Genomic DNA, 25,626 nt, shown 5'->3' on the forward strand with positions numbered 1-25,626 from the left:
TTATAATTATATTCAAGCTATTATATTGATATATAATTAATATTTTATTATAATATATCTATTGAAATTTGTATTTTTAAGTTTATTATATAAGTATGAAAAACATATTAATAATTTTTTTTATATTAAACTCATTTTTATTAGCCCAGTATTATTCTTATACTAATATACCAGCTTTTCAAAGTAACGAGTATTTAGTTCATAAGGGCATATCGGGTAAGAAGAATAATGCACTTATAGTATATACTGAAACTTCCATTGATAATAACGGATATTGGAATATTAAAGAAACTTATATAAGAGGTTTTGTAACAAATAGCAAATTAAAAGATCCGTTTCAATTAGAAGAAAGCATGATGACAAATATTAGAAAATCTGAAATGCATTCTATAATAGATTTAGAGAATATGCGTACAGTTTATAATAAAACTATAGACTATTATGATTTCGGCACAATGGAAAATACATTTGATATAAGAGGAAAAATAAATTATACAAATGCTGAAGGTTCATTAGCAATATTTTCTATGTACGGAGCATATCAGATAGCTAGAACTTTTCCTATTGATATGACTAATGAAATGAATATTATAATGCCTACTGCCTCTAAAGATAATAAGATAAATGTTTCAATTCTAAATAACGGAGTAAAAAAGATAAAAATAAACGGCGAAGATAAACAATGCTATGAAATGGAAATAAAAGTTGAGGGCATACCTTTTGCTATATTTCTGCCTAAAATAACAGCTTATATAGAAGAGAATGATAAAACCAGAAAGATAATAAAGTACAATACATTTTCTGGAATGCTTGATACTATGGATGTTTTTCTTACATCATCTGAAAAGAAATAATTATAAAAAATAGGAGATAAAATAATGAGCGAGTTAAAAGTAGACTGCATAAATATAAATATGTACGGCATGAATTCTTATATAGTATCTGCCGATGACGAAGCTATGATTATAGATATAGCCAGTTTATCATTCGGATATGATGATTATAAAAAATTATTAGACGGCAAAAAGCTGGTAAGAGTAATATATACTCATGGGCATTTCGATCATATATCTGGTGCTGATGATATAAGAAAGGAATATCCAGATGCTCCTCATTGTGTTCATAGTTTGGATTATGATTTTTTCCAAGACCCTAATTTGAATGTAAGTGCTTATTTAGGAAAAGTTTTAGTATGCAAAAGCCCTGAAGAGAAATTCAATGATGGAGATACTTTTAAATTAAAAGATATAGAGTTTAAAGTTATACATACTCCCGGACATACTAGGGGAGGAGTTTGTTTTTATACAAAAGGTCATTTATTCTGCGGAGATACTATATTTGCTTACGGAATAGGAAGAACTGATTTAGCTACTGGAGATTATAATGAATTAGAGAAGAGCATAAAAGAAAAGGTATTTAATTTGGATGATGATACATTATTATACCCTGGACATGAGGCTTACGGATTCAAACTTTCTCAGAGAAAGAAAATGGGTGTTTTTTAAGATTATTGATAAATGATAATAAGTGCAAGCAGAAGAACTGATATTCCTTCATTGCATACCGAATGGTTTTTAAATAGATTAAAAGAAAAATATATAATTACGCAAAACCCTATAAATAAGAATAAATTTTACAGAATACCTTTAAATAAAGATATCACTGACATAATAGTATTTTGGTCTAAAAACCCCAATATTGATTTTTTAAAGAATGTAAGAGATTTAGGATATAAGTTTTATATTCATTTTACTATAACTCCTTACGGCAAAACAATAGAAAAAAATATTCCAAATAAGGATGTATTAATAAAAAAATTTATTGATATAAGCAGTTTATTTGGAAAAGACAGTATAGTTTGGAGATATGATCCTATTATATTAAATGATGAATTTGATATTAATTATCATATAAATAATTTTAATAACTTTGCCTCTCAATTAAATGCCTGCACTGATGAATGCATATTTAGTTTTATTCAAATATACAGCAAAATAAAAAATAATATCAAAAATATATATGTAGATGATAATGATAAAATTTTTTTAATAAATAGTTTAAAAGATATAGCAGATAAAAATAATATTAAATTAAAGTCATGTTCTCAGGATTTTAATTTAACAGAAAAAGCATCATGTATAGACAAAGAGAGAATACAAAAAATATTAGGCTATAGCATAAAAGAGAAAAAAGATAAATCTCAGAGAAAATTGTGTAATTGTGCAGAAAGTATTGATATAGGTTCTTATAATACATGTAAGAACGGATGCATATACTGTTATGCTAATTCTAAAAATATTTTAAAAAATTATGATGTTAATAATGCTATACTTTCAGATTTGAATATTAATGATATAGACAATATAGAGGAGAGAAAGATAATAGTTAATGATAAAAATATGCTTCTTATATTGTAATTTATAATTATTTATTTTTTATTTTAATGATACTGCCTTTGTTATCTATAATAATTATACTGCCATTTATTTCTATTTCATATTTATTATTTTTCTTTAATATTCTGTATATATTAATATTATTATATTTTTCTTTTATAGTTTTTGTTACTTCTTTTTCTATAATTCCATCTTCTGCAAGTTTTTCTATTATATTAAATACTATTTCATTTCCGTTTCCTATTATAGAGTTCCATTCTCCTTTTGTATTAAAATTTACTGAGCTTCCTCCTTTAAATACAGTACTATATGATGATGAAAATGTTACTTTAAATACATAATAATCAGAGAAATATGTTTCTATAAAATTTCTTGCTTTTTCAGGCAGTTTTTTATAAGGGATAATATCCATAATTTTACCTCTGTTTTAAACTTTTTTTATTTTTATTATATTTCCATCATAGCCTATATAAATATATTCTTTATTATCAACTTTAAACTCATAGCCTTTTCTTCTTTTGTATATATTATTTATGCTTGTATATCTTTCTTTGATTATATTTATAATTTTACCGTCTATAAACTTTTCAGCTGTATTAATTGGTATTATTTTTCTATTTCCTATTATACTTTTCCATTCGCATTTTCTATCGAAATATATTGATGATCCGCCTTTAAAAATCACTATATAATATGAGGAAAGAGCAGCACTATGTACTTCATATTCTTCAAAATATTTATTCACAAAATCTTGAACTTTATTAGGTAAATATTTGTAAGGTATAAATTCTAATCCATTTCCATCATCAAATCCAATAAATGAAGCAGATATCATATATATTATAATTAATAATATTATTTTTTTTATCATATTTATATTTCATCCTTATATATTAATAATATATTTAAAAACAAAATACTTCAATAAATACAATTGAATAAAAAGTAAAATTCCGTACTTTTCTGTTGACAAAAATAAAAAAGCGTATATAATCGTCCATTATCGTACAGTACTATAACGGAGGAATATAAAATATGACTGTAGAAATCATGGAAAAATCTTTTTTCAAGTATATCATTCCAGCTATAGTTTCTACTATGCTAGGCGGGCTTTATATAGTTGTAGACGGTTTTTTTATAGGAAATTCTATGGGAGATATTGGTCTTACAGCTATTAATTTAATATACCCAGTAGGTACTTTGATTATGGCTGCAGCTGTAATGCTTGGAATGGGAGGCTCTGTAATAATGTCCATATATTTAGGAGAGGGAAATATAGAAGGATTTAATAAGGCTAAAAATAATACATTTATAAGTTTAATTCTAGCAAGCATTATATTAACAGCACTGCTTTTTTTATTAAAAAATAAATTAATAGTTCTGCTTGGTGCTGAGGGGGAGGTTTTTCATCATGCGGATGCTTATATTACAACTATAATTCTAGGAGGAGGATTTCAGATAATATCATTCGGAAGCATGCCTATAATAAGAAATTTGGGTAAAACTATACATGCTATGAGTTTTATGGGTTTAGGGCTTGTAACAAATATTATTCTTGATTATTTATTTTTAATTGTTTTTAAATTAGAAATGTTCGGTGCTGCTTTAGCTACAATAACAGCACAGGCAATAGTTGCTTTGATTTCCGTTTATTATTTGTTTATAAGAAAGAAAAATAGAACAAAAATAAAATTATCGGATTTTAATTTATCTATGACTAAAAGAGCCATGCAGATAGGTTTATCTCCATTCGGTATGGTAATGGCACCTTCTCTTATAGTTATATTTAATAATTGGCAATGCATAAAATACGGCGGATATTTAGGAACAACAGCCTATTCAGTAATTAATTATATTTATGGTTCTATTATATATTTATTTGAAGGTGTTGCAGAAGGATGCCAGCCTATGATTAGTTATTTTAAAGGTGCCTGCAAAAATGATCTTATGAAAAAAGTATTAAAAAAAGGGCTTTTATTTAATTTTATATTAGGTTTAATACTTATAATTATAGTATTCATACTTAGAAATAAATTAGGAATATTATTTGGTGCTTCTATAGAAACTAATGATATAATAAGTGTAGGGCTTCCTATAATATCTATAGCATTTATACTTCAGCCTATAGTAAGACTTGGAACAGCATATTTTTATTCATCAGGTGAAAGCATATATTCAAGTATTTTAACATATATAGACCCTTTTGTTGTAAGTCCTATATGTATTATGATTCTGCCTTTATTTTTTAATCTCAATGGTATTTGGATTGCTGTGCCTTCTTCTCAATTTATTTTAATATTATTGTTTATTATAATATTTTATGCTACAAACAAAAGAAACAATAATGCTGTTAATAAAATAGCTTATCAAAATGAGTAATTAAAAAATAATTGCCAAAATTGCCATAGATAAAAGTTTTAATATAAGCATTATAGATAAGGCAAATATAGCTGATGTGAGTATTAGCTTATTTGCTTTTTCTATATGACGAGGTGATAAATCTTCTAAATATTCTCCTACAAGCGGTCTGTCATATATCTCTCCGTCTTTCATATATTCTCCGCCTAGCTCTATATTTAATGCACCAGCAATGCTTGCTTCCAATCTTGCCTTATTATTTTTGCCGTCTTTTATTAAAGAAGAAAATGCATTTTTGTATTCATATCTAAAGAATACGGAGCCAAGTATATAAACTAGAGAAGTAAGCACAGAAGGTATTATATTTATTATATAGCATAATTTAACATTAAATATTGAAAAAAGATCATTAGTTTTATCTTCATCTATGTATACAGTATCTGATGAAGATTCAGAGAGAACATAAATAACTTTATATAATAAACATAAAGGAGCTCCTCCCAAAGTTAAAAATATTGCAGGATATATATAATCTTCAGCAATACTTATAGCAGTATATTCTATAGTATTTTTAACAGCTTGTTCTTCTTCTAAATCTTCAGTATCTATTTCAGCATTTTCTTTAAGCAATGCTTTTACTTTTTTCATGTCATTATTTTGAAGACTTCTGTTTATATGTGAACTTATCTCTAAAGGTTTTCTAATTCCTATTATAATATATGATAAAGCAAGCTCTATTATTAAACCAAGGAGAAAATGAACTTTATATAAAAGCATTAGAATAAAAAATGGAATTAAAAAAATTACAGCCATTATTATTATGGATGATAAAGTGCCTACAGTAAATTCTATTATATTATTTTTATTTACTATTTTTTTTCTAAATAAATCTTCAGCAATAAAATGTATTCTTTTTATAAAAACAAAAGGATCAAATTTAAACTTTTCTACAAATATATTTAGCAGAAAAGATATAGGTAATATTAATAGTATTCTCATAGCACTTATTCCAATAAAAGTTATTACTAATAATCATCGTAAAATTAAAAGTTTTCTATAATATTTATATTATTTTTATCATCTATTTCTGTATAGTATCCTCCGCCGTTTTTAAGCAAATATTCATAAAATCCAAGTTTTTTATTATCATATCTGCTGAATATTGACATAACAACGCCTCCATGCAGTACAACAGCAGTATAATCTAAATTATTTTTTTTCATATCATCTATTATATAGAGATATGCTTCTTCTGTTCTTTTGAAAAAATCTTCTGAGCTTTCTCCATTAGGAACGTTGCTTTGCCAATCTGTTTTAAAAAATTCTTTATAATATGGGTTATCTTTTAATTCATCATGATTTTTACCTTCAAAATCTCCGAAACTTCTTTCTTTTAAATTATCTATAATCTCTTTTTTCATACCCTCAAAATATATATCAGCAGTCTCCAAGCATCTCTTCATAGGGCTGCAGTATAATTTCTGAATAGGCTTATATTTATTTATAATTTCTTTTTTCTCTATTAAAGCCTTTTTTCCAGATTCAGATAAAGGTGCGTCAGTAGAACCTAACCATCTTCCTTCAGCATTTAATTGTGTTTGACCATGACGTACAAATAAAATTCTCATAATAACGCTCCAACTTTTTATTTCCATAAATATATTAGTATTATAATAGCAGTTTGTTTTTTTTCAATAATATTTTATTTATATAGATGTAAAATAATTTTGATATAGGTACGGTATGTATTAAAAATAATCATAAATTTGATTGACAGCATAATGAATTTATGATATAATCCAAAACCATACAATTTTTAACAAAATTCAAAAAATAGGGTATATGTATGAATTATGAAATATTAGCTGAAAATGCCCGCTTTTTTACAATATCAGCGGCGATTTTAACATTAGCCTTTGCCTTCTATTTTTACAAATGGATGCGTAAACAGGATGAAGGTACAGACACAATGAAAGAAATAGCTTCGCATGTACGCTCTGGTGCTATAGCTTATCTTAAACAACAGTATAAAGTTATAGCTTTCTTCTTTGCAGGAGCTTTCATTATCTTTGCTATTCTTTCTTATGCATTAAAAGTTCAAAATCCTTTTATTCCTATAGGCTTTTTAACAGGCGGTTTCTTCTCAACTTTATCTGGATTCTTAGGAATGAAAACTGCTACTTATGCGTCAGCAAGAACTGCAAATGCAGCAAGCAAGTCTTTAAATGAAGGTTTAACAATAGCTTTCCGTTCCGGTGCTGTTATGGGACTTACTGTAGTTGGTCTTGCTTTGTTTGATATTTCTTTATGGTTTATAGTATTAAATTTATGGCTTGATAATAGTTTATTCGGCACAGACTTTTTAAATTTAGCTGCTACTGGAATAGCTAAAGGTACTGCAGAATACACTGCTGCTAAAATGCACTTTGTAACTACTACAATGCTTAGCTTTGGTGTAGGTGCTTCTTTCCAAGCATTATTCGCACGTGTTGGAGGCGGTATATTTACTAAAGCTGCTGACGTTGGTGCTGACTTGGTTGGTAAAGTTGAAGCAGGAATACCTGAAGATGACCCTAGAAACCCTGCCGTTATAGCTGACAACGTAGGAGATAACGTAGGCGACGTTGCTGGTATGGGTGCTGACCTTTATGAATCTTATGCTGGTTCTATACTTGCTGCTATGAGTTTGGGTTCTGCTGCTTTCGGATATATTAACCCTGATATAAGCCCGATATATGCTGTATCTCTTCCTATGATACTTGCTGCTATTGGTACTCTTTCTTCTATTGTAGGTGTATTCTTTGTTAAAACTAAAGAAGGTGCTACTATGGGAGAATTATTAAAATCTTTAAGAGTTGGTGTTTATGTAAGCAGTGCTATTATTATAGTTGTTTCTTTCCTGCTTGTAAAAGCACTTCTTCCAAACAATTTGGGATTATTTGTTTCCATAATTGTAGGACTTATAGCTGGTAATGTGGTTGGTTTCTTCACAGAATATTATACAGCTGCTGAGTACAAACCTACTCAATGGGTAGCTGAACAATCTAAAACTGGTCCTGCTACTGTTATTATAGGCGGACTTGCTGTAGGTATGCAGTCTACTTTAATACCTGTTGTTACAGTAGTTATATCAATAATGCTTTCATTTGGTTTTGCAGGCGGTTTCGGTACTGAAGTTTCTTCTTTCTCTCAAGGTTTATACGGTATTGCCTTAGCTTCTGTTGGTATGTTATCTACTTTAGGTATTACATTGGCTACTGATGCTTACGGACCTATAGCTGACAATGCAGGCGGTAATGCTGAAATGTCTGGTCTTCCAGAAAGTGTTAGAGAAAGAACAGATGCTTTAGACTCTTTAGGCAATACTACTGCTGCTACTGGCAAAGGCTTTGCTATATGTTCTGCTGCTTTAACTGCTATGGCTTTAATTGCTGCTTATATTGAGGAAATTAAAACTGCTTTAGGAAGAATGATTAATTCCGGAAACCTTACTTCTATCGATATAGGTACTGTTCAATATACTGCTAACAGTGCTAAAGAATTATACGACAAAGTTGTTTATAGTTTAGGTATGAATGAGTTTATGAATGCTTTTAATATTCACTTGATGAATCCTAAAGTATTAATAGGTATATTTATTGGTGCTATGTTAGTATTCTTCTTCTGTGCTTTAACTATGAAAGCTGTTGGACGTGCTGCTGCAGGTGTTGTGGAAGAAGTTAGAAGACAGTTTAGAGAAATTAAAGGCTTACTTGCTGGTGAAAAAGGTGTAAAAGCTGATTATGAAAAAGCTGTTCAAATCTGTACTAAATCAGCTCAGAAAGAGATGATTGTTCCTTCTGTACTTGCTATAATAGTACCTGTTATAGTTGGTTTCTTATTCGGAGTACCTGCTGTTATAGGTGTGTTAGTAGGAGGATTAACAGCAGGATTTGCTATGGCTGTTATGATGTCTAATGCAGGCGGTGCTTGGGATAATGCTAAAAAATACATTGAAGCTGGTAATTTTGGCGGTAAAAAAATCATAGATCCAAAAACTGGAGAAAAAATTACTAACCCTAACCATGCTGCTGCTGTTATAGGCGATACTGTAGGAGATCCATTCAAAGATACTTCAGGGCCTTCAATTAATATTCTTATTAAATTAATGAGCTTGATAAGTGTTGTATTTGCAGGTGCTGTAGTTTCATTCTCACCAAAAATTCAGGCTCTGCTAGGTATAGCTGATCAAATTGTTAAGTAATTAATTTATTTAATATATATAGGCTGTCTGACTTTAATTAGTTGGGCAGCTTTTTTATAGATTATATGAAATTATTAAAATAAATTTACTCTATATACTGTAAAGGTAAAAAAAATATATTTTTATTTGACTTTATATTATTATAATTTATAATGCATCAAAATATTCAAACTTATTATAGTATTATTTAAATGTATTTTTATATAAATTCTATTTATTGTAATTTTATTAATTAATATATATTAAAAAAGAGGAAAATATATGAAAAAAAGACATTCTATAAGAGTCAAGATGCCTATAGCAATCAGTATTTTAAGCACAATATTTTTAGTTTTAATAGTTGTTATATTATCATATAGATCGCATCTTATAATTAAGGATGCAACATTGAATGGTTTTAATAATACAGTTAATGGCTATAATGATATGCTTGATGTTTGGCTTGATGATAATAGAAATTTGGTGCAGACATATTCTGTATCTCCCATAGTAAGAAATTATTTATTAGATAGAAGTATAGATATTCGTACTACGCTTACAGAGTTTGAATTAATTAATGAATATGTACTTGATATAGGCATTACTGATACTAATGGAATAATTTTAGATAATGTTAATAATGTAAAAATAGGAGAGAATATCACCACAGTAAGACCTAATATATTAAATATACTGAAAAATAATAATAATGGTGCATCTTTCGATGACAGCATACAGAGATCAAGTGCCGATAATAAATGGTCATTGGCTGCTATTTCAGGAGTGAAATATAATGGCGAGTATATAGGAAATGTATATATGATTTTAGACTGGGAAGATTTGGCTATGAAGCTGCAGGAGCTTAAACTTCCCGAGAGAACTAGAATATTTGCAATTGATGATGATGAAACGGTTGTTTTAGATACTAAAAATGAGATTAATACAAAAGCTAATGAGGCTTATGGAGATATTATAAAAAGAGGGCTTTCATCAGGTGTTATGAATTATATATCTTCTGTAAGCCATGATTCTAGAACAGCGGTTTACAGCAGAATTGAGAATTTATCTTGGTATTTAATTATGGCTATGGATGACAGTGTAATTTATAAGGCCAATAATGATTCTATAAAAATATCTATTATTATATGTATAATATCTATTATTTCTATAAATGTATTTGCTTTTCTTTATATTAAAAAAGTAACTCATCCTCTTAAAGTTTTGATGCAGCATGCTACAAGTATATCAGAGGGACATATAAAAATTAATAGCAGATCTGTCTATAGTAAAGATGAATTTGGAGAGTTAGAAAAAGTATTTGATATTATGAGCAATAGATTAGCCGAAGTAGTTTCAAATGTCAATGATGCTTCAAGGGAAATAATTACAGCAGCTGAAAATATGATGGAAAGCAGCAGCGAATTATCATCAAGAACAGATTCGCAGTCATCCAGTTTGGAGGAAACAGCAGCAAGCATAGAAGAAATGGTTTCTAATATTAAAACATCTGCAGAAAAATCTCTTCAGGGTAAGGAGATGATGTCAGAATCAATGAAATATATAGAAGGAGCTGCAGATATAATAAAACAGACTGCATTAAATATAGAAGAAGTTTATCATTCAAGTGAAAAGATAAAAGATATTACTAAAATTATTGAAGACATTGCTTTTCAAACGAATATACTTGCATTAAATGCTTCTGTAGAGGCGGCACGTGCAGGAGATCAGGGTAAAGGTTTTGCTGTTGTTGCTTCTGAGGTAAGAAATCTGGCTCAAACTACTCAGGCTTCAGTTAAAGATATTACAGCATTGGTTGATAATACCTCTCAGAAAATAGATGTTGCAACTAAAACAGCAAAGCAATCTCAGGAAATATTTGTAGATTTGCAAAATAAAGTATCAGAAACTTCAAAACTTATGGAAGATATTACTGCAAATGCTTTAGAACAGGAATCAGGCACCAATCAAATAAGCAATGAGGTTAATAGCATGGAAAGTGCTACCACTCAAAATGCCGCTTTAGCCGAAAACTCAAGCGAAATATCAAAAAGTTTGGTTGAAAAAGCTAAGTTTCTGGAAAGCAGCATTGAGTTCTTTAAGATTTATAATGATTAGCTTTACGGCTTTAATTAAAGTTATGCATCTTTACTGATTTTATGAAACTGTTATGAGAATATTAAAATACTTTTTATTTGTGAATGTTTTGATTGCAGCAATTACATACAATGCATTTGCAAGTTTAGAGGTTAATTTTCAAGGGCATTATGGAATTGCTTTTCCTTTTAATTCTATAAAGGTAAATGACGGCTATAAAAATACTATTTATGACAGTCCTGATGGCACTTTAGGTTTTGAAGGAAATGTATTTTTTCAAATAGGAAATTATTTCAAATTATTTGAAAATGATTATACAAGCCTTATAAAAGGTGTGAGTTTATTCGGTGATATAGGCTTCAGCATTAATGCTTTGATGTCAGATTATAAAGAAAATGATAAAAAGTATACAGAAATGATGGCATTTTATTCTATGAGTGTTGGAGCTACTGTAAAATTAAATTTCAGTAAAATGTCTATAGGATTAGGTACAGGAATAATAGCTCCTTTATACACTCTTGTGGCATCAAGTAAATACGGCGGAGTTATGGCAGCACCTGATTTAGATAATTGGAATGTTAATGATATGAGAAATCTATTTAAAGCTCCTATAATGCCTTATATAAAACTTACTGTTGAAGGATTTTTATATTTATTTCCTAATTTTGCTGTTAATATAGGCGGATACATTATGTACAATTTTGGTATGCAGTATAAAACGGATGTTATTAATAATAATATAGGATATAATGTATATAATAAGTATAATTTCTCTGATCTTTCAATAGGCTTGGTTTTAGGAATATCTTTCGGAAGAAGTGACGGCTACAATTAATAAAAAGCATGCTATTTTTTTATTAATCTAATTAGCCCGCCCACCCGCCCCTAAATTTCTTTATTGTGTTAAATAAAAAAGAGAAGTACTGTTATATCTGCAGCACTTCTCTATTATATTTATAAGAATAGTTTATTTTATATGATTATTAAGCCAATCTATAATTTCTTTTGTAACATCCTCTCTTTGAACATCATTAAGTATTTCATGCCTTCCGTCTTTGTAAAGGCTGATATTAACATCTTTAAATCCTAATGATTGATACATTTCATGCACCCATTTGACTCCTTTTCCCATATCTCCTACAGGGTCCTTATCTCCAGAGATTAAAAGTATAGGAAAATTTTTATTCATAGAAGAATAGTTATTTTTATCAGAAATTTTATCTATAAGCTCAAATAATTGTATATATGTTTCTATACTTGCAGGCTTGTCAGCAAAATATTCATCTTCTAGTACTTTATTAATCTCTTTTTTATCTGAAGTAAGCCAAGCATGAGGGGAATTATCTTCAGGGAAATATTTTTTTCCGTATCCTCCTACCGATAATTTATCAAGAAGATATGCTCTTTTTCTTCCTCCGAATATAGATTTTTGAATATTAGCTATAGTTTTTCCTAGATTTTCAATTCCTTTAGGCTTTCCTCTAGTACCCATTATTACAGCACCATCCAAATCTTTATGGTATTTTATTAGAAATCCTCTTGTCAAAAATGATCCCATACTATGACCGAACATAAAATATGGTATATTAGGATAATCGGCTTTTGTATTCATCATTAAATATTTTAAATCTTCTATTATTAATTTATGACCATCTTTGTCAGAAATATGTCCTATTTGATCCTTGCTTACGGTACTTCTTCCAAAACCTCTATGATCATCAGCACAAACTAAAAATCCTGCATCAGTTAATTTTGAAGCGAATTCACTATATCTTCCAGCATGCTCTCCAAGACCATGAACTATTTGAACTATTGCTTTAGGTTTTGAATCAGGAATAAAAAAATATGTGTACATTCTATGACCATCATCTAATATCAGTACCCTGTTCAGCATCTTCATAAAATACTCCGAATATTCTAAGTAATTATTATAATTAGGAAAAATTATATAGCATTTCATCTTTAATGCAATAAATAATTTTATTAATGAATGCTGCTTACATAATTAAAATGTAAAAATATCAAAAAAATTTAAGTTTTAGGCTTAAAATAAAAAAAAATTTGTTTAACTATTAGTATACTACTTTTAAGGAGAAAATAATTATGTCTGGAAATGCTAATATAATAGTAATAGAAGGAAGATTAACAAAAGACCCTACTTATATGAAAACAAAAAATGGTAAATCTTTATGCAAATTTTCTATAGCCAATAATAGATATTATTATATGAATGGTTCTTTGCAAAAGGAAGTTTACTTTTTTGATTTTATAGCTTGGGGATATAATGCGGATAAGGCTGCTGTTACTTTGTTTAAAGGCAGACATGTTCTAATTAACGGAGAATTAAGACAGAATTCATATATTTCTAAAGAAGGAAATAAAAAGACTTCTATTTATATATTAGCACTAGAAATAAAAAATTTGGATAAAAAATCTGCAGAAAAAAATACTTATACTCGAAATACAGCAAATAATCAAATGGTATCCGATTTTATAGAGGAAAGTCTTGAGGAAGTATTTTAGAATCCTTTATTATTTTTATAATGTCATTATTGATAGATTTTTCATCTCTGTCTGCATCTATATGGTGTATATAAGGAGCATTGAAAGAAGAGAAAATTTCATCTACTTTTTTTAAATAGTTTTCGTTCTCAAATCTGTCTACGAATCCTCTCTTTTGCATGATTCTATTGAGAGCATTTTCTATAGGTAAATGAAAAATGAATACTAAATCAGGTTCTATGATAAAGTCCTTGTGTAAATCCTGTATATACTCTTTATCAATACCTTTAGCACCCTGATATGCCACAGAAGAGTATACATATCTATCCAATACGATTATATAACCGTCATCAATTGCAGGTTTTATCATGTGCTTTATATGTTCTTTTCTATCGGCTATAAAAAGAGATAATTCTTCTTCTGGTTTTAAATCTTTTGAAAACATGCTTTCTCTTAATTTAGTTCCAAAATATGCATGAGTAGGCTCAAAGGTATATATTGATTTTATACCAGCATTATTTAATATATCGGTAAGCATGATTCCATTTGTAGATTTTCCAGAACCATCAATACCTTCTAATACGATTAATTTTCCAGCCATATATTATACCCCTATAAAAAATTATCTTATTTTTAAAGTTGCTATCCCTATAATTGCAGCTATTATACCTATAATATAGAATCTAAATACAACCTGCGTTTCCTTCCATCCAGATTTTTCAAAGTGATGATGTAATGGAGCCATTTTAAATACTCTCTTTTTAAACATCTTATATGAAAATACCTGCAAAACTACGCTAAATGCTTCAGATACATAAACCGCTCCTATTATAACAAGCAGAAGTTCATGCTTAATAAATAATGCTATAATTCCAAGTACTCCGCCAAGAGATAGGCTTCCTACATCTCCCATAAATACTTGTGCAGGGTGAGCATTAAACCATAAGAATCCTAAACCAGCACCTATCAAAGCACCAACAAATACTGTAACTTCCCCAGCATCCGCTATAAATGGTATTTTTAAATAAGTTGCTATTAGTGAGTTTCCTGATACATAAGAGAGAACAGCTAAAGCCATAGACATTATTACTAATAATCCTATTGCAAGTCCGTCTAAACCATCTGTAAGATTTACAGCATTACTCATACTTACAACAACAAATGCTGCAAATGGTATATATAGCAATTTAAGGTCTATATATATTGTACTTGCAAATGGAATGAATATAGTAGAAGAGGGTACTTGTGCCACTTTTACAGCCTCCAGTACTCCTATACCCTGATTAAGCTCAAATGTCATTAAAAATGTAGATTTATCAAAATAGTATAGATAAATTCCTATAATTATTCCTACTAAAGTTTGAAATAATATCTTATATTTACCAGGAAGTCCCTTAGAATTTTTATATTTTATTTTTAGGAAGTCATCAAGAAATCCTGATATAGATAGTATTATTAAAGAAACACTAAGGAGTATAATCTTTAAATTATCCAGTTTTCCCCATAATAATATACTAATTAAAATACTGCCAACTATAAATATCCCCCCCATAGTAGGAGTTCCAGTTTTTACCAAGTGAGTTTCAGGTCCGTCATCTCTTACTACCTGCCCAAAATGGAGTTTTTTTAATTTTTCTATAATATTTGGTGCAAATACCAAAACTAATATTAAAGCAGTACCCACAGCCCCAGCAGTTCTGAATGTAATATATCTGAATATATTAAAACCAAAGAATGTTTCTCTTAATGGATAAAAAATTTCATATAACATGTATATTAATAGCCTTAAACAAAAATAAAGTTCAATTATAAACTGTTCTAATATAGTATTATATATAAATTGTTTTGTCAATAAAATAATTATGTTAATTTTGTTTTTTATAGATTTTAATAAATAAAAAGTAGTATGATAGATAATATGATGATTATATAGTGCTTGTATAAATAAGGGTGAAATTATTTTATAATTCCACCCTTTTTATTTTTTTATTTTATTACTTATTATCCTAAAGCACCTTGTATTAAAGGCATGAATATTTTTAACAGCAATAAAGCTGATAATATCCAAGTTAATACTGATATATCTTTTGTTTTACCTGACATTAATTTTAATATAGTAAATGATAATACACCGAAAGTAATACCTTCAGCTATACTGTATGCAAAAGGCATGAATATTATACATATGAATGCTGGTATAGATTCTGTATAGTCAGCAAAATTTATCTCTAATATAGGAGTCATCATAAATAATCCTACTATTATTAATGCAGGAGCAGTAGCAGCACTAGGTATAGCTAAGAATATATGAGATAGGAATAATGATACAGCAAATAGTATAACAACAACTAAAGCAGTAAGTCCTGTTTTTCCTCCTTCAGCAACACCTGAAGCACTTTCAACATAAGTTGTAACTGTAGAAGTACCTAAGCAAGCCCCTACAACAGTACCAACAGCATCGGCAAATAAAGCCTGTTTGCATCTAGGAACTTCTCCGCCCCTAGTAAGCATATTAGCTTTAGTACATACTCCAACCAATGTTCCTACAGTATCAAACATATCTACAAAAAGGAAAGTAAATAGTACTATAAACATGTTTGGGCTTAATATATTACTGAAATCAAGTTTAAAAGCTATAGGTTCCAAAGAAGGCGGTACAAAACTAGCATGAGGTGATAGTTTAGTCAGCCCCATAGGTATTCCTATTACAGTTGTTATTAGAATGCCAAGCAAAATAGCTCCTCTTACATTATATGATAATAATACAGCTGTAATTATAAGCCCTATTATAGCAAGCAATGCACTTCCTGAAGTAATATTTCCTATTCCAAGCAATGTAGCATCATTATTGATTATGATTTTAGCATTCTGCAATCCAATAAATGCAATAAATAATCCTATACCAACTGAAATAGCTCTTTTCATATTAACAGGTATGCTATTAACTATTGCTTCTCTTACATTAAATATAGTTAATATTAAAAATATAACACCTTCTATAAATACAGCAGTTAAAGCAGTCTGCCAGCTGTATCCCATTCCAAGCACGACTGAATAAGCAAAAAAAGCATTTAATCCCATTCCCGGTGCCAAAGCAAAAGGCAAATTAGCAAATAATCCCATTATTAATGTAGCTATTATTGATGAAACAACTGTAGCAGTGAATATAGCCCCTTTATCCATTCCTGTACTTGAAAGCACATCAGGATTTACAGCTAATATATAAGCCATAGTCATAAATGTTGTGAAGCCTGCTATGATTTCAGTCTTTACATTAGTGCCATGTTCTTTTAGCCTAAAAAACTTTTCCATAAATATATCCTTTAATATTCTTTTTCATAATTTTAACATAGTTTTTTATGAAAGTTATACTATATATGAGATTATAAATTTTGCAATATTTTTTTATTTTATATAAACATAATGTAATTATATAAATAATTTCTAATATTTTAATAAAATTTCAAAAAAAATTTTATGCGTCATTTTTTGTCATTATAATTACTTATACTCTTATTATTAATTTTATAATAAGGAGTACTGCCTATATGCTTTTAATAATTCTTATATCTTCTATCATAACATTATTTTTATTTGAAGAGTTTAGAGAGTTATTTGTAGATTTTATTTTTATGTTAATAATATGTGTATTTGTATTTGCTTATTCTGTATGTGTTTTTATAGTTGATTATCTGTATGTATTTATTGCTGATTATGTTTTTTCTTTTATTAGTTTTATTTTTTATATTGCGGCATTAATTTTTAAATGTGTAGGAAGGTTATTTATTAGACTGCTTCAAAACTAAATTTTATAATATTAAAAACATATATTAGACTTGTTTAAAAAGTACTTGATAATATTATGTATTAAATTTTTGTAATTTATCAATTATAAAATAACGTTTTATATGTTGTATAATATGTATTTCGCTTGACAACACCAAAGTCAGACAGTGTCTGCAAAATAAATATGTGGTAGCAGGCAATCAATAAATAAAATTAGTTTTGAAACAAGTCTAATGATTAATAAATATATTATTATACTGCTTGCAAAAAAGTTGTTTATATAGTAGTATTTACCAAAGGAGTTGTTTATGAGAATTATTAATATTCATTCAAACAAATTGCATTCTATACTTTTTATATTACTTCCTGTAGTATTAGTTGTAGGGTTTCTGCTATTTTCAAGTGTAACTATTGTTTCTACTGGAGAGGTAGGTATAAGAAGCAGACTTGGAAAAGCAATAGCTCAGGAAGAACCTGGACTTCATTTTAAGGTTCCTTTTATAGACACTATGAAAATTATGGAAGTGAGGGAACAGACTGTTGAAAAAACATATTCTGTATCATCAAAGGACATGCAGACAATATCTATGACTTTAAATGTTCAGTATTCTATAACAGGAGATGCTTTGGATTTATTTAGAAAATTTGGAACAGATTATAAAAACAAATTAGTTAATCCTAGAATATCAGAGAGTTTGAATGCTGTTTCTGCAAGATACACTATAGAAGAATTCATAACAAAAAGAAATGAAATGGCTGGAGAGCTTTTAAAAGAAGTTATGAGTGATTTTCAAGATTACGGCATCACAGTTGCTGCATGCTCTATTATAGAACATGATTTTTCTGATGAATTTGATCAAGCAATAGAAAGAAAATTGATAGCTTCACAAAATGCATTAACTGCTCAAAATGATTTGGAAAAAGTAAAATATGAAGCTGAAGCTGAAATAACAAAAGCTAAAGGTATAGCAGAAGCCAACAGAATAATGCAGGAATCTTTAACTCCTCTTTTAATACAGAGAATGTATATAGAGAAATGGGATGGTAAAATGCCGCAGGTTTCAGGCTCTGGTGTTACCCCTATGATACAAGTAAAATAATTAAATAATAAATGAAACTTTACAAGCATATTATAAATAATATATTTTCTTTAATATTTCCTAATCATTGTATAATATGCGGAGAGTTAATGCAAAGTAATAATATGAATTATGTTTGTATTGACTGCATAAATAAAAATTTGGATTATATACATAAAGATGAATATATAAGGTGCCCTAAATGCGGTAAAGTTTTAGAAAGTGAAAAATCAATATGCATTTGCAAAGATGAAGAACTTTATTTTGATGAATGTAAATCTATGCTTTATTATAATAATCATACAATAAATTTGATTCACAAAATGAAGTTCTCTCATAGATATTTAATTTGTAAAGACTTTGCTGCTATGCTTAGTTATTATTATAAAGACTACATAAAAAATTATGATGCCGTTACTTTTGTGCCTCTTGGTAAAAATAGATTTTTGGAAAGAGGATACAATCAAAGTGAAATAATAGCAGAAACAATATCTAAAATTCTAAATATAAAATTAATAGATGATATAATATTCAGGCAAAAAGAAACCAAAGCATTAAGTTCTTTAAACAGTAAAACAGAAAGACTAAATATGATAAAAAATGCTTTTGTGATAAATACCGACTACAGAGATCATAATAAAATAGATCTTCTTATAATAGATGATGTACTTACCACAGGAAGCACTTTAAATGAAATTTCTAAAGAGATTAAGAAACTAGAATGCATTAAAAAAATAGGTTTGCTTACAGTAGCCCGTGCTTAAATATCAATACTATCAATTATATCCATAGTATCTTTAAAATTTTCCTTTATAGATTTTAATAGTTCATCTGGTTCAGGTAAATTATCCAAATCTTCTAAAGTTTCATCTTTTATCCAGAAAATATCCAAATTAACTTTATCTCTTTTTATTATTTCATCATAAGAAAATTTTTTGAATCTGTCAGTTTCTTTTCTTTTGCTAATATCATCAGCATTATAGCATTTTATAAAATCTTCTAAATCTTCAAAAGTTAAAGGATTAGTAACTAAAGTAAAATTAATATTTGTTCTAAAATCATAAATCCAAATATTTTTCGTCGCTACAGCACCTTCTACAGGTGTAACTTTATCAAAAAATAAAACATTAGCCTTAACACCTTGAGCATAAAAAATGCCTGTAGGAAGTCTCAATATAGTATGCAAATTACAGCTGTTTAATAACTTTCTTCTTACCTTCTCTCCAGCACCGCCCTCAAATAAAACATTATCAGGAAGCACAACTGCCGCTCTTCCGCCTATGGCTAAAATACTCATTATATGCTGTAAAAAATTTATCTGTTTATTTGATGTTGTTACAGTAAAATCATCTCTTATATAATCTTCTTTTTCTGTTGTAACTTCACCGTCATCACTAAAAACCTTAAAAGCACTTTTCTTACCGAAAGGCGGATTTGTAAGAACCATTTTATATAATGTATCTGTTCTCTTAGCTAAAGAATCTCCCTGTTTTACTGTGGTATTTCCTTCAGAGCCTCCAAATCCATGCAAATACAAATTCATAGCACATAAACTCACAACTATATGAGTAATATCTATACCAAATAATGTATTTTCTTTTAATTTTTTAATTTTATCTTTGTCTTTTCCTATATGTTTTTTTATATAATCATAAGCCTCAATCAAAAATCCGCCTGTACCGCAGGCAGGATCAATTATATTCATATCTATATCAGGCCTCATCACCTCAACAATAGCCTTAATCAAAGCCCTAGGCGTAAAATACTGTCCAGCACCAGCCTTAGACTCTGTAGCATTTCTCTCCAAAAGTCCCTCATATATAGAACCTTTCACATCAATACTTAATGATACCCAATCAATACCATCTATAAGATTTACCATTCTTTTAATATGAACGGGAGTATCAATCTTATTCTGAGCCTTTGAAAATATTACTCCAAGTATACCCTTTTGCCTTGAAAGATTTTCTAAAGTGCTTGCATAATGTTTTTCTAATTCCTCACCCTCTTTTTCTTTTAATTTATCCCATCTGTATTCATCTGGTATAATGGATTCTTCATAGCCCTCTTCAAATTTCTGATAATCCATTTTAAGAAAAATCATATAAGTAAGCTGCGAAACATAATCGGTATAAGCCATACCGCTTTGTCTTAACACCTCAGCAAAATTCCACACTTTAGTAACTAAACTGCTTTCATTCATAATAAATCCTTATATACTAAAAATTTTTAAGTTTGTTAAAAACATTTTATATTTTATTATTTTCGGGGACTAGTCCCCGAACCCCCTACTTCTTTTGCCGAATAGGCACCTACTCGGTGGTGACCCAGGCACAGCCCGCCTGCGTCGAGAAGCAAAAGGACTGCATTCTTACAATTTAAGACTTACTCTATAGTTATAATATTTTACAACAGTTTATAATTTTTTATATAAATCATAAAAAATTAACAAGTAATAATTGTTCAATAAAATTAAATTAATTTTCCCTCAAAAGCCTTTTTCAAAACAGCCTGCTTTAAAACATTTAATTTATCAATATTTTCATTTATATTATTCTCTATATTATCAACTTTATCAAAAATATTCTGTATATTATCGGCTATAGTTTTTTGCAATTCTATATTAGGTAATTTTATTATATGATTAATTAAATAACCTGCTTGAACTCTTTTTTGTCCAACGGCACCTGTCATCTTCTGTTTAGCATTCATTCTAAATTCTTCACTAGATAAAAAATAATAAATAAAATCTATAAAAACATTATCTTTATTTCTTATTACATGAAATTCTGTAGAACCAAATCCAATTTTTGATTTTAATTTATTTATAACACATATTTTTCCATTTTCCATACAAGGTGTAATTTTAGCAAATAAAATATCATTTTCTTGAAATTTTGTATAACCTTTTTTTACTTTTTGATATTTTTCAATATTTTCTGTATAATTATTCGTACAAGCTTCTACATTAGCCATAGGTAAAAAAGATACTTCTGTATCATCATTAAAATCTTCTGGAATTATTGTTGTTGGATTTATATAACAAACATCATCTAAAATTTTTTCTTCCCACTCATAAGGTTCATAATTGCTGCCTTTAGCGAAGCTGTTATTCTCATCGAATGCGTATTTCAAAACTGACTGCTTATACTGTTTGATTTGCTCTTTTATGATATTTAATTTATTCAAAGCATTGTCTATTTTTTGGAATTCGCTCTCTATTTTTTCTACTATGAGTTTTTGTTCTTCTAGCGGTGGTAGAGGTAAAATAGTATCTCTTAATTTGTTAACCCCTACTCCACCAATAATACCATTTATATTTTTTTTAAAAATAAAAAAGAAGGTTGGAGTTTGCAAATAATAGTATAAAAATATATGATCTATTCCATATGGAGAAAAACAACATAATTTATTTACAAAACAAACATCTTGATTTGTAATAGCTATTTTTCTTCCAGCACTTCCTCCCTCTATACAAAGCAGAGTACTATTTTTAGGTGCTATACGAAATTTAGTATTTGAATTAGGTATTCGAACTCCATTGTCATAATTTATTTCATTATTAAAACTTATATCTTTTGTTGCAATATAATAATACCCTGAAGATAAACCTGTATATTTCTTCTTTTTTTCTTCTTCATTAATACTATTTCCTGTATATATATCAGCTAATGATGAAAGTCTTACCCATTTCCAATTATCTGGTATTTTGAAAGGGATTTCATCTGAATTTATCTCTGCTTCTGTTTTCATTTCAGATTGTTTTTTGACCGACTTCTTTGTGCTCATTATTTTTTCCTAATTATTTAAGATAGTTTAGATGATATCAAATTAAGTGATAAATCTGATACTATTTCTTCTAAAGTGATATGTTTAGAAGAGTAAAGTTTTTCAAATAAAAGTTTAGCTTCCTTATAGCTATGGTTCTCATCTGTCAATGCTTCATGTATTTCTTTTTTATCTGATATATATCCGTTGCTTATAATATAATTTTTTAATATATTTAGTAAAATATTCTCTTCTTCGCTGAACTCTATATTATAATTTTTTTTCTGTCTGCCTTTCCATAATTCAAATCTTCTATTTGCAGTTATACTAAAATCTTCTAATTCATCATATTTACCTATCACAAAACGCACTAACTGAATTAAATTGGTTATTATATCTTCAGGCTTTTTGCTTTTTACTCTTTTTTTATCAAGTAAATAATATGCTTCCCATATCATAGAAGTTTTTAAAGGAGGCATATTATTAAGAAGTTTTTCTCTCAAATCTTTTAATATTTCATAAGTTAAGGCTCTGTCATCGCTTGAATATATTATTTTTAATGCTTCTATACTGTCTTTATTGCTATCTATAAAATCTTTAAAACTCTTTACTGTTTTATTAGCATTCTCTACGGAAAAATCTGTAAATATTACTTCATCTGAATTTATATTATCAATTATAAGATAAGCATTTTTAAAGGCTTTTATCAATTCATTTCTAAAATCAGGTTTATAAAAAGGCTTTAATGCTTCATAACGCATATCAGAAATTTCTTCTTCTGTTTTATCCTTTATAATATCAGCATCAACAGTATTATAAATATCGCTGCATATTTCATGCAAGGTTTTTCCGCCTGCAAGTTCTTTTAATGTTTTATGCTCGCTTTCTTTTATTTTATTTTGAAGAGCTGTAATTCTTGATACTAATGTAGTTAAAACATCTTCTTCTACATCTCCGCCGTATTTAACCATCTCTATAATTTTTTCTGTGCTTAAGCTATTTTTTCTATCTAAAGGCTGAGAAAGTGTTTTTTCTGTTTCTGTTACTCCTATGGCATCTATTAAATAATAAAAATCTTTGCTCTTAGCATTTGGTGTAGCTGTTTTTAAAGTTTCATTATCTATAGTTCTTACTCCGCGTCCTTTCATCTGCTCATAATATACGGAAGATGAAACATTTCTCATAAATATCAATACTTCCAAAGGTTTTATATCCGTTCCTGTGGCTATCATATCCACACTTACTGCTATTCTGAAATTAGGCTCATTTTTAAAATCTTTTATTAAACCCTGCGGATTATCTGAAGAGTAGGTTATTTTTTTACAGAACTCATTTCCTTTATTAAATACTTCCCTTGCAATTCTTACTATATTTTCTGCATGATTGTCATCTTTAGCAAATATTAAAGTTTTAGGTACAAAAGTCGGTTCTCTATCAGGATAAAGCTGAGTAAATAAAGATTTTTTATAAGCTTCAAGTACAGTTCTTATCTGATTAACTGATACTACTTTTCTATCTAAATCTTTTTTCTCATAAATAATATCTTCTTCAAGAGTTTCGTATATTTCACGTCTTGTTTTTTTCTCTACAATAGGAACATAAGTTTTTTCTTTAAGTGTTGCTCCATGCTCCCCTATTTGAGTTTTTATTCTAAATACTTTTTCACCTACATTGATACCGTCAATTATAGAACGTTCAAGAGGATATTCATAAACTAAATTACCATTAAAATAAGCTATAGTATTTGCTGAAGGTGTTGCAGTAAGCCCTATAACAAATGCATCAAAATAATTTAGAACCTTCTGCCATTCTCCGTATATGCTTCTATGACATTCATCAACTACTATAAAATCAAAAAGTTCTATAGGTAAATTTGAATTATAAGAAACATCATGCATTATATCACTGTCAGCATTTTCAAAAGATGATTTTTCTTCATTTGCAATATCATATTCCTCTTCATTACTTAAAATAGAATAAAGTCTTTGTATTGTTGTTATTACTATTTTGCTGTTCTTATAATCTATGACATTACTTTTTAAATGCTGTACTCCATATAATTCAGAGAATTTTCTGTTTTCAATATAAAAATCATCAAATGAATTTTTTGCCTGACTTCCTAAATTATTTCTATCAACTAAAAATAAAATTCTTTCAGCATTAGCATGTTTAATAAGCCTATAAAATAAATTAATAGCCATTATAGTTTTACCTGCCCCAGTGGCCATTTGTATTAATGTTCTAGTATTATTCTCACTTAATGACTTTTCTATGCTGTTTATTGCATTAAATTGGCATTCTCTTAAATCCCCAATCTCTAATACAGGCATGTTATTTTTTAATTTGTTTCTTAAAGTAGAATCGTCTTTTATATATTTTAATAATGTTTCTGCTTTATGGAATGCAAATACTTTTCTTGAACGATAATCTATATCCCTTGTATCTCTAAAATATATTTCTTTGCCATTGCTTTCATATATAAAATGAAGTTCTTCAGAATATGATTTTATATAACTAGGTAATTTATTAGAATATCTTTTAGACTGCTCTTCTACAATACTTAAAGAAGTTCCGTATTTTTTAGCTTCTATAACACCCAATGCCTTGCCTTTATATATAAGTATATAATCAGCTCTTCCATTATCTGACATTACAATCTCTCTTAATGCAATGCCTTTATTCGATGTTATATCAAATTCATCTTTATTAAGAACTTCCCAACCTGCATTGATTAGCAGTTTATCTATTTCTTCTCTTGCTTTCTCTTCAGGCTTCATATTAATTGAATGATTATTTATTTTTATATTATAAATATTGGAGATGGCGGGACTCGAACCCGCGTCCTACGAAGCGTACCGCATTCGTCTACATAGCATAGCTTATCTTCGAAAGATTCGCCTTATAGGTAGAAGACAAGCAGAAAAACTATAAGACTAGCATGAGTATACGTAATATCAGGCTCATACGGCACCTAATACAAGTTCTATGTGTTTCGACACCGAAAAGATAACCCATAGACAAATCATCTAATCAGCGGCAGCTTTAATTAAGCTGCAAGTGCGTATTCGTCTGCACTTATTGTTTAGTATGATATTAACGTGCATACACCTAGCACGGCTATGCAAAATACGTTCCAACCATCGCAGTCGAAGCCGGAGCATCCCCTTTCAAAGAGCTAATATGATTGTATAATATCATTTATGAAAAAAATGTCAATATATTTTTTAAATTTATTTGCTGTTTAGCATTATGAGTTTTAAGTTATAAAAAGTTATTAGACTTGTTTTAAAACTACTTGACAGATTATATATGAAATTTTCGTAATTTGTAAATTATAAAAATAATGTTTTATATGTTGTATAACTTGTTGTTTTGGTATATAAATATGCAGTCCTTCACAGGGCTAGTCATAACAATTAAT

22 protein-coding genes and 1 other RNA gene are annotated in these 25,626 nt (G+C 28.4%); 11 read left to right on the forward strand and 12 right to left on the reverse strand.

Translation table 11 applies throughout. From position 1 onward, the window contains the following. Positions 1–95: 95 nt before the first annotated feature. Genes Q0J69_RS03070 through Q0J69_RS03080 form a run of 3 tightly spaced genes read left to right on the forward strand, consistent with a single transcriptional unit; the run spans position 96 to position 2,417 of the window. Complete coding sequence (locus Q0J69_RS03070; RefSeq protein ID WP_297204227.1) at positions 96–854, forward strand: hypothetical protein; 759 nt, start codon at positions 96–98, stop codon at positions 852–854. A gap of 24 nt (positions 855–878) precedes the next feature. Then, the gene (locus Q0J69_RS03075) at positions 879–1,505 is read left to right on the forward strand and encodes an MBL fold metallo-hydrolase (protein WP_297204229.1); all 627 of its coding nucleotides are present in this window, start codon (positions 879–881) and stop codon (positions 1,503–1,505) included. Positions 1,506–1,517: 12 nt separating this feature from the next. Then, positions 1,518–2,417, forward strand: a complete 900-nt coding sequence (locus Q0J69_RS03080; protein ID WP_297204231.1) for a DUF1848 domain-containing protein — start codon at positions 1,518–1,520, stop codon at positions 2,415–2,417. Positions 2,418–2,424: 7 nt separating this feature from the next. Here the strand turns inward: Q0J69_RS03080 and Q0J69_RS03085 are convergent, their stop codons facing one another. Further along, positions 2,425–2,808, reverse strand: a complete 384-nt coding sequence (locus Q0J69_RS03085; RefSeq protein ID WP_297204233.1) for a PepSY-like domain-containing protein — start codon at positions 2,806–2,808, stop codon at positions 2,425–2,427. Positions 2,809–2,823: 15 nt separating this feature from the next. Then, positions 2,824–3,267 (reverse strand): PepSY-like domain-containing protein, encoded by a 444-nt coding sequence (locus Q0J69_RS03090; RefSeq protein ID WP_297204234.1) that lies wholly within the window; start codon positions 3,265–3,267, stop codon positions 2,824–2,826. A 164-nt stretch (positions 3,268–3,431) separates the two neighbouring features. On the opposite strand from Q0J69_RS03090, the gene Q0J69_RS03095 reads away from it, so the two are divergent. Continuing rightward, positions 3,432–4,775, forward strand: a complete 1,344-nt coding sequence (locus Q0J69_RS03095; RefSeq protein WP_297204238.1) for an MATE family efflux transporter — start codon at positions 3,432–3,434, stop codon at positions 4,773–4,775. Here the strand turns inward: Q0J69_RS03095 and Q0J69_RS03100 are convergent, their stop codons facing one another. Next, positions 4,776–5,753: a cobalamin biosynthesis protein gene (locus tag Q0J69_RS03100; protein WP_297204240.1), complete on the reverse strand. Its 978-nt coding sequence runs from the start codon at positions 5,751–5,753 to the stop codon at positions 4,776–4,778. A gap of 44 nt (positions 5,754–5,797) precedes the next feature. Continuing rightward, positions 5,798–6,382: a histidine phosphatase family protein gene (locus Q0J69_RS03105; protein ID WP_297204242.1), complete on the reverse strand. Its 585-nt coding sequence runs from the start codon at positions 6,380–6,382 to the stop codon at positions 5,798–5,800. A 218-nt stretch (positions 6,383–6,600) separates the two neighbouring features. Here Q0J69_RS03105 and Q0J69_RS03110 point away from each other — a divergent pair, with 218 nt between their 5' ends. From Q0J69_RS03110 to Q0J69_RS03120, 3 genes are all read left to right on the forward strand, one after another. Continuing rightward, positions 6,601–8,997, forward strand: a complete 2,397-nt coding sequence (locus Q0J69_RS03110; protein WP_297204244.1) for a sodium-translocating pyrophosphatase — start codon at positions 6,601–6,603, stop codon at positions 8,995–8,997. A gap of 261 nt (positions 8,998–9,258) precedes the next feature. Beyond that, the gene (locus tag Q0J69_RS03115) at positions 9,259–11,091 is read left to right on the forward strand and encodes a methyl-accepting chemotaxis protein (RefSeq protein WP_297204247.1); all 1,833 of its coding nucleotides are present in this window, start codon (positions 9,259–9,261) and stop codon (positions 11,089–11,091) included. A gap of 52 nt (positions 11,092–11,143) precedes the next feature. After that, positions 11,144–11,905: a hypothetical protein gene (locus Q0J69_RS03120; RefSeq protein WP_297204249.1), complete on the forward strand. Its 762-nt coding sequence runs from the start codon at positions 11,144–11,146 to the stop codon at positions 11,903–11,905. Between the two features lie 132 nt (positions 11,906–12,037). On the opposite strand, the gene Q0J69_RS03125 is transcribed toward Q0J69_RS03120, so the two are convergent. Then, a complete protein-coding gene (locus Q0J69_RS03125) occupies positions 12,038–12,970 on the reverse strand; it encodes an alpha/beta fold hydrolase (protein WP_297204251.1) in 933 nt (310 codons plus the stop codon). Positions 12,971–13,173: 203 nt separating this feature from the next. Between Q0J69_RS03125 and Q0J69_RS03130 the strand changes: the two genes are divergently transcribed. After that, positions 13,174–13,593: a single-stranded DNA-binding protein gene (locus tag Q0J69_RS03130; protein WP_297204253.1), complete on the forward strand. Its 420-nt coding sequence runs from the start codon at positions 13,174–13,176 to the stop codon at positions 13,591–13,593. Here the strand turns inward: Q0J69_RS03130 and tmk are convergent. The 3 genes from tmk to Q0J69_RS03145 all read right to left on the reverse strand — a co-directional run bounded on the left by tmk (position 13,562) and on the right by Q0J69_RS03145 (position 16,884). Further along, positions 13,562–14,173, reverse strand: a complete 612-nt coding sequence (tmk, locus tag Q0J69_RS03135) for a dTMP kinase (protein ID WP_297204255.1) — start codon at positions 14,171–14,173, stop codon at positions 13,562–13,564. The genes Q0J69_RS03130 and tmk overlap by 32 nt on opposite strands. Positions 14,174–14,194: 21 nt before the next feature. Next, positions 14,195–15,343 (reverse strand): phospho-N-acetylmuramoyl-pentapeptide-transferase, encoded by a 1,149-nt coding sequence (gene mraY, locus Q0J69_RS03140; protein ID WP_297204257.1) that lies wholly within the window; start codon positions 15,341–15,343, stop codon positions 14,195–14,197. A gap of 230 nt (positions 15,344–15,573) precedes the next feature. Next, the gene (locus tag Q0J69_RS03145) at positions 15,574–16,884 is read right to left on the reverse strand and encodes an NCS2 family permease (protein WP_297204260.1); all 1,311 of its coding nucleotides are present in this window, start codon (positions 16,882–16,884) and stop codon (positions 15,574–15,576) included. A gap of 236 nt (positions 16,885–17,120) precedes the next feature. Here Q0J69_RS03145 and Q0J69_RS03150 point away from each other — a divergent pair, with 236 nt between their 5' ends. The 3 genes from Q0J69_RS03150 (at position 17,121) to Q0J69_RS03160 (ending at position 19,201) form a co-directional block, all read left to right on the forward strand. Then, positions 17,121–17,378 carry a hypothetical protein gene (locus Q0J69_RS03150; RefSeq protein WP_297204263.1) on the forward strand — a complete coding sequence of 86 codons (258 nt, stop codon included), beginning with the start codon at positions 17,121–17,123 and terminating at the stop codon, positions 17,376–17,378. A gap of 288 nt (positions 17,379–17,666) precedes the next feature. After that, positions 17,667–18,458: a prohibitin family protein gene (locus Q0J69_RS03155; RefSeq protein WP_297204265.1), complete on the forward strand. Its 792-nt coding sequence runs from the start codon at positions 17,667–17,669 to the stop codon at positions 18,456–18,458. A gap of 11 nt (positions 18,459–18,469) precedes the next feature. Continuing rightward, positions 18,470–19,201 carry a ComF family protein gene (locus Q0J69_RS03160; protein ID WP_297204267.1) on the forward strand — a complete coding sequence of 244 codons (732 nt, stop codon included), beginning with the start codon at positions 18,470–18,472 and terminating at the stop codon, positions 19,199–19,201. On the opposite strand, the gene Q0J69_RS03165 is transcribed toward Q0J69_RS03160, so the two are convergent. The 4 genes from Q0J69_RS03165 to ssrA form a co-directional block, all read right to left on the reverse strand. Continuing rightward, complete coding sequence (locus tag Q0J69_RS03165; protein WP_297204270.1) at positions 19,198–20,640, reverse strand: class I SAM-dependent DNA methyltransferase; 1,443 nt, start codon at positions 20,638–20,640, stop codon at positions 19,198–19,200. The two genes, Q0J69_RS03160 and Q0J69_RS03165, sit on opposite strands and share 4 nt — an antisense overlap. A gap of 269 nt (positions 20,641–20,909) precedes the next feature. Then, positions 20,910–22,226: a restriction endonuclease subunit S gene (locus tag Q0J69_RS03170; protein WP_297204272.1), complete on the reverse strand. Its 1,317-nt coding sequence runs from the start codon at positions 22,224–22,226 to the stop codon at positions 20,910–20,912. A gap of 17 nt (positions 22,227–22,243) precedes the next feature. Then, positions 22,244–24,982, reverse strand: a complete 2,739-nt coding sequence (locus tag Q0J69_RS03175) for a DEAD/DEAH box helicase family protein (RefSeq protein WP_297204274.1) — start codon at positions 24,980–24,982, stop codon at positions 22,244–22,246. A gap of 35 nt (positions 24,983–25,017) precedes the next feature. Continuing rightward, positions 25,018–25,370: a transfer-messenger RNA gene (gene ssrA / locus Q0J69_RS03180) on the reverse strand. Positions 25,371–25,626 lie beyond the last annotated feature (256 nt).

The organism is uncultured Brachyspira sp. (genome assembly GCF_944388875.1).
GTDB lineage: Bacteria > Spirochaetota > Brachyspiria > Brachyspirales > Brachyspiraceae > Brachyspira.

Excerpts from the sequence above, each read along its gene's own strand:
- Q0J69_RS03070 (WP_297204227.1), top strand. The coding sequence starts at position 96 with ATGAAAAACATATTAATAATTTTTTTTATATTAAACTCATTTTTATTA.
- Q0J69_RS03075 (WP_297204229.1), top strand. The coding sequence starts at position 879 with ATGAGCGAGTTAAAAGTAGACTGCATAAATATAAATATGTACGGCATG.
- Q0J69_RS03080 (WP_297204231.1), top strand. The coding sequence starts at position 1,518 with ATGATAATAAGTGCAAGCAGAAGAACTGATATTCCTTCATTGCATACC.
- Q0J69_RS03085 (WP_297204233.1), bottom strand. The coding sequence starts at position 2,808 with ATGGATATTATCCCTTATAAAAAACTGCCTGAAAAAGCAAGAAATTTT.
- Q0J69_RS03090 (WP_297204234.1), bottom strand. The coding sequence starts at position 3,267 with ATGATAAAAAAAATAATATTATTAATTATAATATATATGATATCTGCT.
- Q0J69_RS03095 (WP_297204238.1), top strand. The coding sequence starts at position 3,432 with ATGACTGTAGAAATCATGGAAAAATCTTTTTTCAAGTATATCATTCCA.
- Q0J69_RS03100 (WP_297204240.1), bottom strand. The coding sequence starts at position 5,753 with ATGAGAATACTATTAATATTACCTATATCTTTTCTGCTAAATATATTT.
- Q0J69_RS03105 (WP_297204242.1), bottom strand. The coding sequence starts at position 6,382 with ATGAGAATTTTATTTGTACGTCATGGTCAAACACAATTAAATGCTGAA.
- Q0J69_RS03110 (WP_297204244.1), top strand. The coding sequence starts at position 6,601 with ATGAATTATGAAATATTAGCTGAAAATGCCCGCTTTTTTACAATATCA.
- Q0J69_RS03115 (WP_297204247.1), top strand. The coding sequence starts at position 9,259 with ATGAAAAAAAGACATTCTATAAGAGTCAAGATGCCTATAGCAATCAGT.
- Q0J69_RS03120 (WP_297204249.1), top strand. The coding sequence starts at position 11,144 with ATGAGAATATTAAAATACTTTTTATTTGTGAATGTTTTGATTGCAGCA.
- Q0J69_RS03125 (WP_297204251.1), bottom strand. The coding sequence starts at position 12,970 with ATGAAGATGCTGAACAGGGTACTGATATTAGATGATGGTCATAGAATG.
- Q0J69_RS03130 (WP_297204253.1), top strand. The coding sequence starts at position 13,174 with ATGTCTGGAAATGCTAATATAATAGTAATAGAAGGAAGATTAACAAAA.
- tmk (WP_297204255.1), bottom strand. The coding sequence starts at position 14,173 with ATGGCTGGAAAATTAATCGTATTAGAAGGTATTGATGGTTCTGGAAAA.
- mraY (WP_297204257.1), bottom strand. The coding sequence starts at position 15,343 with ATGTTATATGAAATTTTTTATCCATTAAGAGAAACATTCTTTGGTTTT.
- Q0J69_RS03145 (WP_297204260.1), bottom strand. The coding sequence starts at position 16,884 with ATGGAAAAGTTTTTTAGGCTAAAAGAACATGGCACTAATGTAAAGACT.
- Q0J69_RS03150 (WP_297204263.1), top strand. The coding sequence starts at position 17,121 with ATGCTTTTAATAATTCTTATATCTTCTATCATAACATTATTTTTATTT.
- Q0J69_RS03155 (WP_297204265.1), top strand. The coding sequence starts at position 17,667 with ATGAGAATTATTAATATTCATTCAAACAAATTGCATTCTATACTTTTT.
- Q0J69_RS03160 (WP_297204267.1), top strand. The coding sequence starts at position 18,470 with ATGAAACTTTACAAGCATATTATAAATAATATATTTTCTTTAATATTT.
- Q0J69_RS03165 (WP_297204270.1), bottom strand. The coding sequence starts at position 20,640 with ATGAATGAAAGCAGTTTAGTTACTAAAGTGTGGAATTTTGCTGAGGTG.
- Q0J69_RS03170 (WP_297204272.1), bottom strand. The coding sequence starts at position 22,226 with ATGAGCACAAAGAAGTCGGTCAAAAAACAATCTGAAATGAAAACAGAA.
- Q0J69_RS03175 (WP_297204274.1), bottom strand. The coding sequence starts at position 24,982 with ATGAAGCCTGAAGAGAAAGCAAGAGAAGAAATAGATAAACTGCTAATC.